Raw genomic sequence first — 13,635 nt, 5'->3', positions numbered from 1 at the left:
ACGGTATGTGAAATTTTAAATGCCTTTCAAACGAAAGCCCCGGCGGACCGGGGCCTTCTTTTAAGCAATTACTGATTGCGTTTTGCTTCTGCCGCTTCAAGGTTGTTACGGAGAACCATCTGCAAAATACCACCGTGACGATAGTAATCCATCTCAACGTCACTGTCAAAACGGGCAACCACCTGGAAGGTAGTCGTTTTGCCGTCCTGGTCAGTAGCAACGACGTCTATCATGTCATGCGGTTTTACGGTATTATCAATTTTCACATCGAACTGCTCTTCTCCGGTCAAGCCAAGAGAATCAGCGTTTTCCCCTTCCTGGAACTGCAGCGGGAGCACGCCCATCAGCACAAGGTTACTGCGGTGAATACGCTCGAAGCTTTCCGCAATAACAGTCTTAATGCCGAGCAGGTTTGTTCCTTTCGCTGCCCAGTCACGGGAGCTTCCCATGCCGTAATCTTTGCCGGCCATTACAAGCAGGCCAGTGTTTTCCTCTTTGTATTTCATCGCTGCATCATAGATGGACAGCACTTCGCCGTTTGGCCAGTAGGTCGTATAACCGCCTTCTGTGCCAGGCGCCAGCTGGTTTTTAATCCGGATGTTGGCGAACGTTCCGCGCATCATCACTTCGTGGTTACCGCGGCGGGAGCCGTACGAGTTAAACTGCGCCGGCTTGAGGCCTTTTTCCATCAGGTAGCGGCCGGCCGGGCTGTCCTTTGCGATGGACCCTGCCGGGGAAATGTGGTCGGTCGTAACCGAGTCGCCGAATTTCGCCACGGCCCGCAGAGCAGCCAACGGTTTAATATCTTCCGGCTCCTTGGACATTTCTTCAAAGAACGGCGGGTTCTGAATGTACGTGGACTCATCGTCAAAGTCGTACAGCTGCGCATTTTCGTCCGATTGCAGCTCGTTCCAGCGCTCGTTATTGTCAAAGACATTCTCGTACTCTTCTTTAAAGAGGTCCGGAGACACGTTTTGCGTGATAAAGTCTTTGATTTCGGTCGCGGACGGCCACAGGTCGTTGAAGTATACGTCGTTGCCGTCTTTATCCTTGCCGAATGAATCACGGTACATATCAAAGTCCACCGTACCAGCCAGCGCGTAAGCTACAACGAGCGGCGGCGATGCCAGGTAGTTGGCTTTGACGAGCGGGTGGATCCGTCCTTCAAAGTTACGGTTACCGCTCAGTACAGAGGAAACAAGGAGATCGCTGTCTGTGATCCCTTTTTCGATCTCTTCGAGCAGCGGGCCGCTGTTACCGATACATGTCGTGCAGCCGTAGCCGACCAGGTTAAACCCGAGATCGTTCAGATACGGCATCAGGCCGGAATCGTCGAGATAGCGGGTCACAACTTTGGAACCCGGCGCGAGCGACGTTTTAACGTATTCCGGTACTTCAAGCCCTTTCTCCACCGCGTTACGGGCGACAAGGCCTGCACCGATCATCACGTATGGATTGGACGTGTTCGTACAGCTTGTGATGGCTGCGATGGCGAGCGCCCCGGTTTTCATCGTCGACGTTTTGCCGTTTGGATGTTCGATTGTCGCTTCGTTGTCGATCTCCTCCGGAGACAGGCCGAATCCCTGGTTGCCGGCTGGAGCCGTCAGCGCTTCATTGAACTGTTTTTTCATGTCGGATAAAGTAATCAGGTCCTGCGGGCGCTTCGGTCCGCTCAGGCTTGGTTCAATCTCCGCGAGGTCAATTTCAATCACCTGGGTGAACTGCGGTTCTTTTTCGGATGGATCAAAGAAGATGTGGTTGTGCTTGCAGTAGTCTTTAACAAGCTGCACATGCTCTTCGTCGCGGCCGGTCAGACGCAGATAGTTGAGCGCTTCTTCGTCAACCGGGAAGAATCCACAGGTCGCGCCGTATTCCGGTGCCATGTTAGAAATCGTCGCCCGGTCAGCAAGCGGCATTTCCGCCAGACCTTCGCCGAAGAATTCTACAAATTTGCCGACAACGTTCGTTTCCCGGAGCCGCTGGGTAACGCGCAGCGCCAGGTCTGTCGCTGTTGAACCATTCGGCAGGGAGTTTACGAGACGAACTCCGACCACTTCCGGTGCCGGGAAGTAGGATGGCTGCTGCAGCATGCCCGCTTCCGCTTCGATACCGCCAACACCCCAGCCAAGCACGCCGAGGCCGTTGATCATGGTCGTGTGGGAGTCCGTACCGACGAGCGTATCCGGATACGTGTCCACTTCGCCGTTTTCAGTTTCCTTCGTGTGTACGACGGAGGCAAGATATTCCAGGTTCACCTGGTGCACAATGCCTGTAGCCGGCGGCACAGCGCTGTAGTTGTTAAACGCTTTGGTCGCCCAGCTGAGGAGCTTGTAGCGCTCTTCGTTTCTCGAAAATTCAAAGTTCATGTTCTGGTTTAACGAGTCATTAGTACCGTAACGGTCCACCTGTACCGAGTGGTCCACCACAAGATCAACCGGAATCGCCGGGTCGATGACATCCGGGTCTCCCCCAAAATCATTCATTGCTTTTCGCAGTGATGCAAGGTCCACGACTGCCGGAACCCCGGTAAAGTCCTGGAGGATAACGCGGGATGGTTTGAATGGTACGTCATACTTGGATCCTTCTTCCGAACCCCATTTTGCTAAGCTTTCTACGTGTTCCTGTTTAATTACGTGTCCGTCCAACTGTCTTAGTACAGATTCGAGCAGCACACGAATGGAATATGGCAGCTTCGATACATCGCCGACTCCTGCATCCTGAATAGCTTTAATGTCGTAGTAGTGATACGTTTTGCCATTCGATTCAAAAGCCTTGCGAGCATTGAATACGTCTTGATTTTGAGCCATATGTACCCCTCCTTCTTGATCTATTATACAACAATCCAATAACGTTGTCGAAAAAGTAGATGAGGATAAGCAGAAAGGCCTGCAGCTGTATTACTTCACTGCCGCCTTTCCTGATCTGTTTCTCGACCCACTTTCATAGAATAGCAAAACTTTCCTCAAAGATAAATATTTTCGGATAAAAATTCGGAAAACGCTTGCCTCTTTTTCGTTTTTCAGATGCCAAGCAGCTTTTTCCACCACGGTTTTTTCTCTCCCGCGGCTGCTTCTCCGCTGTTCTCTTCCGGCTCATCCTCGGCAAACACGTCCTCACGGTTAATGGCCGTGTCGGAGGTGACGACCAGGCCGTAGGTGCCCTCCGGGTCGTCGAGCGTGACGCGCCGGTAAGGTACGCGCCGGGTTTCGGCTGCTTTCCGGTACGGCCGCAGCGCTTCGAGGCTCAGGTGACCGTCGACCAACACTTCTTTCGCCTTCCGGTCATGCATCGCATTCAGCACTTCCTGGCGTATGCCTTTTTCCATCACCTGTTTTTTCGTCAGCGCAAGGATAACGCGTTCCCGGTACGTATCGAGATACAGACGCCGCTCCGCTTCATTGGGCAGTTTTTTGCCATGAATTTCATTTTGCAGGTGTTCATTTACATCGTTTGACATCGGCACTTCTCCCTTTCCTTAAGATGAATGGCGGGAGGATACAGAGCTCTCAGGCTCCGGGTCCCGCTGAAGAACCTTTTCAAGCTGTTTGTATTTCACGGCCATGTAGACGCGCCACGGCACAAGCATGGCAAAGGCCAGCAGGAAAAACATTCCGGCAAGCACCGCCGGCTCAATGGCATCGCCGATGATCAGCTTAATAATCGTACGTACGATTAACAGGCCGACCAGAATAAAGGAAAAGGCTTTGGACCGGCGCACAAAAATCCGGCGCTCCCTTATTTCAAACGACGTGGTGGCCATCAGCAGAAAGGAGAAAATAAATCCGACGAGGAGCGCCTCGCCGACTTCCAGTCCGGTTGGCCGCGCCGGCGGATAAACAAACATCAGCGCTCCCGTCGCCATAAAAAACGGCGGCAGCACGATTTTTTTAAAAGTCGCGGGCTGCTTGATGGCTTTCATGCGGATAACAATCACGACAGAAGCCATAAAAAAGGCCGTGAGGGTCGTAATAATCAGCAGTGTGCTCACTTCGGCCGCCTTCCTTTCTATAAAAATAGGGTGTATCACATGAAGGCTTTCCTGCCTTTATGATACACCCCGCAGCGGCGGCTCGCAATTATTCGCTCTTTTACAGCACCTCTTCATTTTCATGCTGCAGCCGGTACATTTTCTCATACAGCCCCCCGGAGGCAAGCAGCTCCTGGTGCGTGCCGCGTTCGGCGATTTCGCCCTGGTGCAGCACGATAATCTGGTCGGCATGCCGGATCGTGGACAGCCGGTGAGCGATCATGATGGTTGTCCGGTTCTCCACGAGGTTCGCAAGCGCCTGCTGGATCACCGCTTCACTTTCGCTGTCAATGTTGGCCGTTGCTTCATCGAGCACGAGCACCTTCGGGTCATGGGCCACGGTACGGGCAAACGTAATCAGCTGTTTTTCGCCGTTTGAAAACGAGCTTCCCCGCTCGCCCACCTGCTCGTCGTACTGGTTCGGTAGTGCTTCAATAAACTGATCCGCGCCGACAAAAGCAGCTGCCTGCCGCACGTCCTCATCGCTTAGTCCGTGGTTGTGCATCTCAATGTTTTCGCGCACCGTGCCGGTAAACAAAAACGGATCCTGCAGCACGAGGCCAACGTGGCGGCGCAGCGCCTGCTCCGGCCAGCGCTGCAGCTCCTTTCCGCCGAGGAAAATGGTACCGGCATCGTGTTCGTAAAACCGGAGCAGCAGGTTAATGATGGAGCTTTTGCCGCTGCCGGTGTGGCCGACAATTGCAATGGTTTCGCCTTCTTTGACCGACAGGTTAATGTCCCGGAGGACCGGATGCTCGCCGTCATAGCTGAACGTCACGTGGTCAAACTCAATCTCTCCGCTCTCTGACGCCTCCCCGGTCTGCCGGTCCCGGGCGACTGCTGATTCCTGGCCGGTCACATCCATTAAATGAAACACCCGGCCGGCGGACACAATCGACTGCTGATACAGCGACATCTGCTGCATGATTTCATTCACCGGTTCGAAGAAGCGCTCAAAATAGTTGACGAAGGCATAAATCACCCCGACCTGCACCGCCCCTTCCATGGATAAAATGCCAAAATACGACAGTACGCCGACGAGCGCCAGCACCGACACGAGGTCGATCGCCGGGCGAAGCAGCAGGCCGTCGATTTTCATGCTTTTCAGCCCGGCTTCGTAGTGGGCGTCATTGATCCCGGAAAATTCCTGCTTCATCCGGCTCTCCTGCCGGAACAGCTGGATCACCGACATGCCCTGCAGGCTTTCGTTAATTTTCGTGTTCAGCCGGCTCAGCTTTCCACTCATCTCGCCGTAGTACCTGGCGCTGTAGCGGCGGTAGAGCATCATCAGAAGAAGCAGAAGCGGCATAATCAGTATCGCGGCGGCGGCCAGGCGGACGTCCAGAAAAAACATGGCGATAAGCACCCCGACGAGAAACACCCCGTTCTGGATAAAGGTCGAGAGCACCTCCATGTACAGCTCCCGGATCCGCTCGGTGTCGTTGGTGATCCGGCTCACAAGCGCTCCGGACGGCGTCTGGTCGTAAAAACGCATTGATGCGCCCTCGACGCTCGAAAACACATCGACCCGGATCTGCTGGATGCTTTTCAGGGCGATGCGCTGAAACCAGTAGGTGTGAAAATACACCATTACCGCGGAAAGCACGGTGGCTGCCGCAAAAATGGACGCCAGCCACGTTAATTCACCCGCCGGAAACACTCCCGGTGTCACGTAGCTGTCGATAAAGATCTTTACGAGATACGGGCTGAGAAGCTCCGCCCCGACCCCGATGACGAGAAACGTACAGGCAAACGCCAGCAGCCGTTTATGCACTCCTGCGTATTTTAAGAGCCGCTTCACGATCGCCCGCTGCTCCTGTTTGGTTAACACTTTATCTTCGTGCAGCATCAGCGGTCCCCCCTTTCCACCTGGGCCTTCAGCTCTTCACGCTTCACCATTTCTGCATAAATGCCTTCGGCTTCCATTAATGCACGATGGGACCCGTGCTCAACAATGGTGCCGTGCTCCATTACCCATACCGCATCCGCTTCTTTTACCGTGCTCATGCGGTGCGTGACGATAAAAGTTGTTTTTCCCCTCCGCTCCTGCTTCAGCGCTTCGAGGATCTGCTGCTCGGTATTTGCGTCCACAGCGGAAAGAGCGTCATCCGGAATAAGGATTTCCGGATTCTGCAGAAGCGCCCGCGCAATCGAAATACGCTGCTTCTGGCCTCCGGAAAGCGTAACGCCGCGCTCACCGACAGCTGTCGCATAGCCGTAGGGAAGCGCCACGATATCGTCATGAATGGCTGCAAGCCCGGCCGCGCGCTGAATGTCCTGCTGGGTGGCTTCGGGATTTGAGAACGCGATATTGTCTGCAAGCGTCATCGAAAACAGGAAATGCTCCTGCGGGACGTTTCCGAACGCCAGTCGGTACGTGTCCAGATAATAGGCCTCCGCCGGGGTCCCGCCGATCGTAATGGCTCCGTCCCCGCTTTTCAGCTCACGCAGAAGCAGCCGCAAAAGCGTGGTTTTCCCGCTGCCGGTCCGCCCGACGATCCCGATCGTCTGTCCCGGCTGCACCGACACGTGAATGTCGTGCAGCGCTTTCGTTTCCGCCCGCGGATAAGAAAATTCGTCTATGTCGATCTGCACCGCCCCGGCCGGCACTTTATCCACTCCGGCTTTCTGGTCGGTAATATCGGTCCGTTCGGCCATCAGGCTGCGAATCCGGTCATACGAGGCGTGGCCGCGTTCAATAATGTTAAAAAACCACCCGAACGCAAGCATCGGCCAGATCAGCATGCCCAGATAGACGCTGAACGTCGTTAACTGACCGATGGTAATGGTTCCGTCAGTCACATACCCGGCCCCAAACCCAATCGCAAGCAGATAGCAGACGCCGATAATGAGCGTGATCGTCGGATCAAACAGGGCATCAATGCGGGCGACCCGCTCGTTTTTATTTACGACGTCACGGGACTGCTCATCAAATGCTTCGATGTCTTCTTGTTCGTAGCCGAACGTTTTTGTTACCTTCACGCCGGAAATGCTCTCCTGCGTCCGGTTGTTCAGCTGCGAAAAAGACTGCTGGGCAGCACCGAACCGTTGATGAAGCAGATGGCCGTACCAGCTCGTCAACAGCGCCATCAGCGGCATCGGCAACAGCGTAATCAGCGTCAGCTGCCAGCTGATGCCAACCGCCATGGCCAAAACCACGAACCCTCCCATGACGAGCGAGTCCACAATCGTTAACACGCCCTGTCCGGCCATCATCTGGACCGCTGTAATATCGTTGGTGGCATGCGCCATCAAATCCCCGGTCCGCTTCCGCCCGAAAAAATCGCTGCTCATCCGCGTAAAGTGCTGATACAGATTATAGCGAAGCGTACGGCCAAGATGGAGCGAGGAACCAAAAATCATAATACGCCATACGTACCGGAGCACGTACATGCATATTCCAGCCGCGACCATCGCCCCCATCCAGCCGGCAAGCATTCCGGTCGTCAGGCGGTTTTGTTCGATGGCGTCCACCACCACCCCGACCACATACGGCGGCAGAAGCGACAGCAGTGCCACAATGACAAGCAGCAGAATGCCGAAGCTGTACTTAAAGCGCTCCTGCCAGAAAAACCAGCGCAAATCCCAAAAAGCGCGCATTCGCCTCACCCTCTCTATGGATAAAAAAGCACCCTCTAGAAGCTAGAAGGGTGCTGACCGTTATTTCTTATCTTGTTGTCGCTGCATTGCTTTCATCATTTGGTTGATTTTTTTCTGGGACGGGTTCTGCCCCATCTGCATCATCATGACGCGCAGCATCTGTTCATTAATAGGAGGATTCTTTTTCAAATAATTCATCATCGTTTTTCTTGCGATAAAGAAACCGATGGCTATACCAACTAGTAAAATGACGATGCCGATAATTGTTAACCATAGCCAGCCCATGTGTCTTACCCCTTTCCCGAATACCTAACATATATACGTGTTCCTGTTAGTGTCTCTAAACAGACCTTGTTTATTATAACGCATTCTTTTATGTAAAGAAAGCACCGATTCGAAAGATTCAGCCATGCTTTCCGTTTTTCCCATTCGATGAAGATAAAATAAGAAAAAGCAGCCTGCGGGCTGCTTTTCCCCAACACATAGTTATTTGATCAGCTGTCTGGCGGCGTCTGCGACCTTGTCCGGGGTAAAGCCGTACTTTTCGACGACTTCCCCGCCCGGCGCGGACGCCCCGAAGCGGTCAATGCCGTACACGGAGCCGTGGGAGCCGACGTACTTGTACCAGCCGAAGGACGATCCCATTTCCACCGCCATCGCCGGTACGCCGTCCGGGAGCACCGAGCGGCGGTAGTCCTCGGACTGATGATCGAACGCATGGAAGTTTGGCATGCTGACGACGTTGACCGTCCAGCCGTCCTCCTGCAGCTTCGCTTTCGCGTCCACCGCGAGAGACACTTCGGAGCCGGCCGCCACAAGCAGCAGGTCCGGGCTTTCGGCCTGTTCGCCGATCACATAGGCCCCTTTGCGTACGCCTTCGACCGCTTTTTCCTTCGTATCCTCCAGCGTCGGCACGCCCTGACGGGTCAGCACAAGCGCCGTTGGCGTTGTTTCACTTTCCATCGCCACGCGCCACGCCGCGACCGTTTCGTTGCCGTCCGCGGGACGGATGACATTCAGGTTCGGAATCGCGCGGAGAGCAGCCAGCTGTTCCACCGGCTCGTGGGTCGGGCCGTCTTCGCCGACCGCGATGCTGTCGTGGGTGAACACCTGGGTGAGCGGAAGCTCCATCAGCGCACTCAGGCGCAGCGCCGGACGCAGATAGTCGGAAAAGACCAGGAAGGTCGAGCCAAACGGCTTCAGGCCGCCGTGCAGCTGGATGCCGTTGACGGCTGCGGCCATCGCGAATTCCCGGACACCAAACCAGATGTTGCGGCCGGTGTAGTCGTTGCGGCTGAAATTATTCTCCGCTTTGATGAGCGTCTTATTGGAGCCGGCCAGGTCCGCCGATCCGCCGAACAGGGACGGCACGGCTGCCGCTACTTCCTGCAGCACGTCACCGGAAGCGGCACGCGTCGCGACTTTTTCATCCGTAAAGACCGGCAGCTTCGCATCCCAGCCTTCCGGCAGCTTGCCGGCAATCGCCTGCTCGAGCTCTTCGGCGAGTTCCGGATTCGCCTGCTTGTAGGCGTCAAACAGCTCGTTCCATTCCTGTTCGGCCTTCGCGCCGGCCTGTTTCACTTCGTCAAACAGCTCGGTCACTTCCGGCGGAACGTGAAACGCGTCGTATTCCCACTGATAGGCTTCTTTCACCAGGTTGTACTCGTCTTCACCGATCGGCGCGCCGTGGGCGGCATTGGTGCCGCCTTTGTTCGGTGCTCCGTAGCCAATCACGGTTTTCACTTCGATCATGGATGGCTTCGGGGACTGCTTCGCTTCTTCGATCGCTGCCTCCAGGGCATCGACGTCGTTGCCGTCCTCGATAAAGATCGTATGCCAGCCGTACGCCTCATAGCGCTGCAGCACGTTTTCGGAAAACGACTGGTGGAGCGCCCCGTCCAGGGACACGTCGTTGGAGTCATACAGCACCACGAGGTTGCCGAGCTTCAGGTGGCCGGCGAGCGAGGCCGATTCCGACGCCACGCCTTCCATCAGGTCGCCGTCTCCGCAGAGCACGTACGTGAAATGATCCACGACCGCGTGGTCGTCGGTGTTGTACTTGGCCGCCAGGTGGCGTTCGGCCATCGCCATGCCGGTACCCATGGCGAGTCCCTGCCCGAGCGGGCCGGTCGTTGCTTCCACGCCGGCGGTGTGTCCGTACTCCGGGTGGCCCGGCGTCTGGCTTCCCCACTGGCGGAAGTTTTTCAGTTCCTCGAGCGACAGGTCGTAGCCGCTCAGGTGCAGCATGCTGTATAGGAGCATCGATCCGTGTCCGGCGGACAGCACGAAGCGGTCGCGGTTAAACCAGGACGGATTGCCCGGGTTATGGTTCATCGCTTTGGTCCAGAGCGCGTACGCCATCGGCGCGGCGCCCATCGGAAGCCCCGGGTGACCCGACTGGGCTTTTTCAATGCTTTCGATGGACAACGTCCGGATCGTATTAATTGCTAATTGTTCTGTGCTAATTGCCATGCATATGTCCCTCCACTGTATGTATTTTTGGGTGGAAACCCGCACCTGTGAGTTGAATCCGCGGGAATTTCCGTGTTCATGTACGCTTTTATGATAAAGGTTTTAAAACGATTACACAAGCGGGTTCATAGAGAAAGAAGAAAATCAAAAGGCCTGCTCTTTTTTAAGACCAGGCCTTTCTTTTCTCTTAATGCCGGAAGCTGCGGTTCCGGCGTTTGACACGCTCAAGCTTGCTCGGAGTTACGTCCGTGCCTTCTTCATCCACCACTTTAACGTTTTCGAGCTGGTTTTTAAACGAAGAACGGAATTTACTTAAATATTCTTGACGCAGCGCATGCTGTTCTTCTTCTTCTTCAGCCGTGAGTCCCGTCGATTTTTGACGTTTGGCCAACTCATTAATTCTGTCAATTTTTTCTTTCGAAAGCATAAGTTGCCTCCCTTAAAATGTGCGTTCCTTTTTTATTATATTAAAAACAGCGCCGTACCGCAAACAAATCACTGCGGATCCGTGTCTGCACGCTGATGTTCATATTCTTTATAACGGCGGTGCACCGTCGCTTTGGAAATATCGTAGCCAAGGCCGCGGAGCGTGGAGGCAATATCTTTAAACGTCAGCTCCCGCTGTTTCAGTTTAACAATTTCTTCAATAGGAACCTCTTTTTTCTTCCGGCCCCCGCTGCGGTTCAGACCGAAGTTTTCTTCCGGGTGATACCCGTTTTCCACCGCCCGCTGCATCCCCCGTTTAATCTTAAAATTATGCAGCCGGCGCTGATGCTCTTCCACAATAGACAAAATCTCCATAATCATATGATCCGTATCCGCAATTTCAAGCTCTCCGCTGTCTTTTACTGTATAGATAAACGTGCCCCTTTTCTGCAGTTCATGGAGCACGGCAATTTTAGCGTTTCCACGTCCAAGGCGCGTGTCATCGGTGATAAGCAGCGTATCCGCCCCGGTGTCATCGAGGAGTTCAAACACACGGAGAAGCCCATCCCGTTCCACCGAATAGCTGCTTTCCTGTTCTGTGACGGTCTGCTGTACCTCCCAGCCATTCGCAGCCGCAAGAGCCTCGAGCTCTTCCTGCTGTCTGGCAAGCGAGGACTGCTGTTCTTCTTTTTCCGTACTTACCCGGGCATAAATAATGCAGGTTTTCATGTGTCAGCGGTCCTTTCCGTTCGCGTTTTACTGTTCGGGTGCATCAAACGACACCGTTTGCTCCCATGGCTCTTCCTGATAGCCCGGCCTGTCCTTTAAAACCGGATGCTCCTGTTCATAGACGATTTCTGCCGAACGGTCTGATTCCGTGCCGCCCAGCGTATCCGGAGTGATGGAAGCGTCCGCTGAATATACCAAAAATAAAAGTGCAAATGCAAATAAGATAAGCATGGTCCAGTCCGTTGAAGTAAAAGCTTTGAGTTTATTCATATGCATGTTCCCCCTGAATGAGAATGTATGTTCTTATATTCACCCAGTATACCAGAATACCTGTTCCCGTCAACAAAAATATTAGAACGGGTGTTTGCGTTTTTGTTCCCCTCATGCTATACTTTATTCAGAAAAATTCCTCAAAAGGAGGTGCGGAGATGAAGCTATCCAAGCGCCAGCAGCAAATTCTTGATTATATAAAAGAAGAAGTAAAAGAAAAAGGCTATCCGCCTTCGGTACGGGAGATCGGGGAAGCCGTCGGACTCGCTTCGAGTTCTACGGTTCACGGGCACCTCGCCCGCCTTGAAAATAAAAACTTAATCCGCCGCGACCCGACAAAGCCACGGGCGATTGAAGTACTTGAGCTTGAGGATCAGGGCAGTGAGCCGATCCACGAAAGCAAGGCTGTGTACGTGCCGGTCATCGGTAAAGTCACGGCCGGCGAGCCTATTACCGCGGTGGAAAATGTCGAAGAATACATCCCTCTTCCGGAACGCATGGTTACCGATGAAGAACAGGTCTACATGCTTACCATCCAGGGCGACAGCATGATTGAGGCCGGCATTTTTGACGGGGACCTTGTCGTCGTTCAAAAACAGCAGACCGCAGACAACGGCGATATTATTGTCGCTATGACCGATGAAATGGAAGCAACGGTTAAACGGTTTTATAAAGAAGAAAACTTTATCCGGCTGCAGCCTGAAAATGCCACCATGGATCCGATTATTCTAGAAAACTGTACGATACTCGGCAGAGTCACCGGCGTTTTCCGCACCATCTTTTAATCACACAAAACAGGCCGCCTGCTTTTTTTAAAAAAGCAGGCGGCCTGTTTCATTATTATGCCCGGATGGCAAGCGTCTGGTAGTCCGTAATGATTTTGTCTTTTTGAATATCCCGGTCAGTAATTACGATCACCGTGGCTGACGTAATATTTTCCCGTTCAATAAATTCGAGCCCCCGGTGCCAGAGCCATTCATACACCGTGGTCATGTCTACATTCAGTTCGTTTTTCTGGAGCGCCTCTGCCGTAATCTGCATCGACAGGAGCAGCTGTTCGCGCTCAAAGATGTGAAGCACCGGTCCATTAAAATGTTCAGACTCTCCCGGGCTACCTTCGTACGGTCCGTGGTAAAAATCAAGCAGGCGTGCCATCACGATTCCCCCTTTAACGACTCCGGCATTAATTCCTGTCCGAAGCTCGTCTTTCTATTGGTGAATTGTGATTCCTTTTCCCGGCCACCCTCCTGCTAAACCCGAATTTCCCACGCGCTTCCTAAAAGGTTACTGGTCGAGCCACTCTTTAATCTGCTGTTTGTCGTTTTCATCCAGGTTGCCTTCCTCGATCCAGTAGCTCACCAGCTTCATCATGCCCTGCTTGGACAGCCCCACCCGGCTGCTGTCGGAGGGATGGCTGCTGATGTCCGTTTTTCCGTATTGGTAAATGGATACATACGGCGCTTCCGCATGGTTTAAGTTGTGAAGATCCTTCTTTTCAAAATGCAGCATTGGTATGCCCCTTTCTATTTTCCGGAATGTTTTTATACCTGCGCCCGCCACAAAAAAGAGCCTCCCGGGAAGGAAAGCTCCGCTTAGCGTTTACATAGATTTAGAATACGGTTTGTGACAGATCGAGTGATCGATCGTTTCATCGGGCTCACCGCTGTACACACAATCGCAGGTGTCTAACACGTAAGTATGCTCTTTGGCGTGAATGACCTGACTTCCCTGATGAAATAACAGTTTTTCATCGGCCGGCTGAAAATTACTCATCGAATGAAGCACCACTTCATAGCCATCGGCGTATTCAATCACCTTGTAATGAATTTCATGACCTTCACTGCTATACGTCACCTGCGGCTGCGTTCTGCATTTGAATTCCACTAAAGCCACTGTCATCCACCCCCTCCACTTATTTATACCACAGTTTGTGCTGTTCGAGAAGACACCCGCCTGTTTTTTTCAGAAAGAATTTCCTGCCGGGCCCAGTGAAAACCGTTTCTCAGGACCGCCCCCGCAAACGATCAGTCAGCCTGTTTCTTCTATAATAAATACGATAGAAATATAAATTAATAACATTATGAAAATACTAGTAGAAAATGGAACAATTT

14 protein-coding genes are annotated in these 13,635 nt (G+C 53.3%); 1 reads left to right on the top strand and 13 read right to left on the bottom strand.

Features of this window, described 5'->3' with window-relative positions:
* Positions 1 to 68: 68 nt before the first annotated feature.
* The 10 genes from acnA to G548_RS0100200 all read right to left on the bottom strand — a co-directional run bounded on the left by acnA (position 69) and on the right by G548_RS0100200 (position 11,524).
* Positions 69 to 2,807, bottom strand: a complete 2,739-nt coding sequence (acnA, locus tag G548_RS0100245) for an aconitate hydratase AcnA (protein WP_022792135.1) — start codon at positions 2,805 to 2,807, stop codon at positions 69 to 71.
* Positions 2,808 to 3,019: 212 nt separating this feature from the next.
* Complete coding sequence (locus G548_RS0100240) at positions 3,020 to 3,457, bottom strand: YueI family protein (RefSeq protein ID WP_022792134.1); 438 nt, start codon at positions 3,455 to 3,457, stop codon at positions 3,020 to 3,022.
* Positions 3,458 to 3,475: 18 nt separating this feature from the next.
* Positions 3,476 to 3,988, bottom strand: a complete 513-nt coding sequence (locus G548_RS0100235) for a CcdC family protein (RefSeq protein WP_211218991.1) — start codon at positions 3,986 to 3,988, stop codon at positions 3,476 to 3,478.
* 100 nt (positions 3,989 to 4,088) lie between these two features.
* Positions 4,089 to 5,876, bottom strand: a complete 1,788-nt coding sequence (locus tag G548_RS0100230; protein WP_022792132.1) for an ABC transporter ATP-binding protein — start codon at positions 5,874 to 5,876, stop codon at positions 4,089 to 4,091.
* The gene (locus G548_RS0100225) at positions 5,876 to 7,627 is read right to left on the bottom strand and encodes an ABC transporter transmembrane domain-containing protein (protein WP_022792131.1); all 1,752 of its coding nucleotides are present in this window, start codon (positions 7,625 to 7,627) and stop codon (positions 5,876 to 5,878) included. Before G548_RS0100225 ends, G548_RS0100230 begins: the two co-directional genes overlap by 1 nt.
* 60 nt (positions 7,628 to 7,687) lie before the next feature.
* On the bottom strand, positions 7,688 to 7,912 hold the full coding sequence (locus tag G548_RS0100220; RefSeq protein WP_022792130.1) for a YneF family protein: 225 nt from the start codon (positions 7,910 to 7,912) through the stop codon (positions 7,688 to 7,690).
* A 201-nt stretch (positions 7,913 to 8,113) separates the two neighbouring features.
* Positions 8,114 to 10,099 carry a transketolase gene (gene tkt, locus G548_RS0100215; RefSeq protein ID WP_022792129.1) on the bottom strand — a complete coding sequence of 662 codons (1,986 nt, stop codon included), beginning with the start codon at positions 10,097 to 10,099 and terminating at the stop codon, positions 8,114 to 8,116.
* Positions 10,100 to 10,286: 187 nt separating this feature from the next.
* Entirely contained in the window at positions 10,287 to 10,526 is a 240-nt protein-coding gene (locus G548_RS0100210) for a DUF896 domain-containing protein (RefSeq protein ID WP_022792128.1), read from the bottom strand.
* A gap of 68 nt (positions 10,527 to 10,594) precedes the next feature.
* Positions 10,595 to 11,254 carry a YneB family resolvase-like protein gene (locus G548_RS0100205; protein ID WP_022792127.1) on the bottom strand — a complete coding sequence of 220 codons (660 nt, stop codon included), beginning with the start codon at positions 11,252 to 11,254 and terminating at the stop codon, positions 10,595 to 10,597.
* 27 nt (positions 11,255 to 11,281) lie between these two features.
* A complete protein-coding gene (locus G548_RS0100200) occupies positions 11,282 to 11,524 on the bottom strand; it encodes a hypothetical protein (protein ID WP_022792126.1) in 243 nt (80 codons plus the stop codon).
* A 158-nt stretch (positions 11,525 to 11,682) separates the two neighbouring features.
* Between G548_RS0100200 and lexA the strand changes: the two genes are divergently transcribed.
* The gene (gene lexA, locus G548_RS0100195) at positions 11,683 to 12,309 is read left to right on the top strand and encodes a transcriptional repressor LexA (RefSeq protein WP_022792125.1); all 627 of its coding nucleotides are present in this window, start codon (positions 11,683 to 11,685) and stop codon (positions 12,307 to 12,309) included.
* Positions 12,310 to 12,364: 55 nt separating this feature from the next.
* On the opposite strand, the gene G548_RS0100190 is transcribed toward lexA, so the two are convergent.
* The 3 genes from G548_RS0100190 to G548_RS0100180 form a co-directional block, all read right to left on the bottom strand.
* Entirely contained in the window at positions 12,365 to 12,679 is a 315-nt protein-coding gene (locus G548_RS0100190) for a hypothetical protein (RefSeq protein WP_022792124.1), read from the bottom strand.
* Positions 12,680 to 12,808: 129 nt separating this feature from the next.
* Entirely contained in the window at positions 12,809 to 13,033 is a 225-nt protein-coding gene (locus G548_RS0100185) for a hypothetical protein (protein WP_027847106.1), read from the bottom strand.
* 90 nt (positions 13,034 to 13,123) lie between these two features.
* Positions 13,124 to 13,417: a hypothetical protein gene (locus G548_RS0100180; protein ID WP_156847884.1), complete on the bottom strand. Its 294-nt coding sequence runs from the start codon at positions 13,415 to 13,417 to the stop codon at positions 13,124 to 13,126.
* Positions 13,418 to 13,635 lie beyond the last annotated feature (218 nt).

Origin of the sequence: Marinococcus halotolerans DSM 16375 (assembly GCF_000420725.1) — a bacterium.
Lineage (GTDB): Bacteria > Bacillota > Bacilli > Bacillales > Marinococcaceae > Marinococcus > Marinococcus halotolerans.
This window is presented reverse-complemented; position numbering and strand designations above follow the sequence as displayed.

Coding starts and splice junctions, on each gene's coding strand:
- acnA (WP_022792135.1), bottom strand. CDS start 2,807: ATGGCTCAAAATCAAGACGTATTCAATGCTCGCAAGGCTTTTGAATCG.
- G548_RS0100240 (WP_022792134.1), bottom strand. CDS start 3,457: ATGTCAAACGATGTAAATGAACACCTGCAAAATGAAATTCATGGCAAA.
- G548_RS0100230 (WP_022792132.1), bottom strand. CDS start 5,876: ATGCTGCACGAAGATAAAGTGTTAACCAAACAGGAGCAGCGGGCGATC.
- G548_RS0100225 (WP_022792131.1), bottom strand. CDS start 7,627: ATGCGCGCTTTTTGGGATTTGCGCTGGTTTTTCTGGCAGGAGCGCTTT.
- G548_RS0100220 (WP_022792130.1), bottom strand. CDS start 7,912: ATGGGCTGGCTATGGTTAACAATTATCGGCATCGTCATTTTACTAGTT.
- tkt (WP_022792129.1), bottom strand. CDS start 10,099: ATGGCAATTAGCACAGAACAATTAGCAATTAATACGATCCGGACGTTG.
- G548_RS0100210 (WP_022792128.1), bottom strand. CDS start 10,526: ATGCTTTCGAAAGAAAAAATTGACAGAATTAATGAGTTGGCCAAACGT.
- G548_RS0100205 (WP_022792127.1), bottom strand. CDS start 11,254: ATGAAAACCTGCATTATTTATGCCCGGGTAAGTACGGAAAAAGAAGAA.
- G548_RS0100200 (WP_022792126.1), bottom strand. CDS start 11,524: ATGAATAAACTCAAAGCTTTTACTTCAACGGACTGGACCATGCTTATC.
- lexA (WP_022792125.1), top strand. CDS start 11,683: ATGAAGCTATCCAAGCGCCAGCAGCAAATTCTTGATTATATAAAAGAA.
- G548_RS0100190 (WP_022792124.1), bottom strand. CDS start 12,679: ATGGCACGCCTGCTTGATTTTTACCACGGACCGTACGAAGGTAGCCCG.
- G548_RS0100185 (WP_027847106.1), bottom strand. CDS start 13,033: ATGCTGCATTTTGAAAAGAAGGATCTTCACAACTTAAACCATGCGGAA.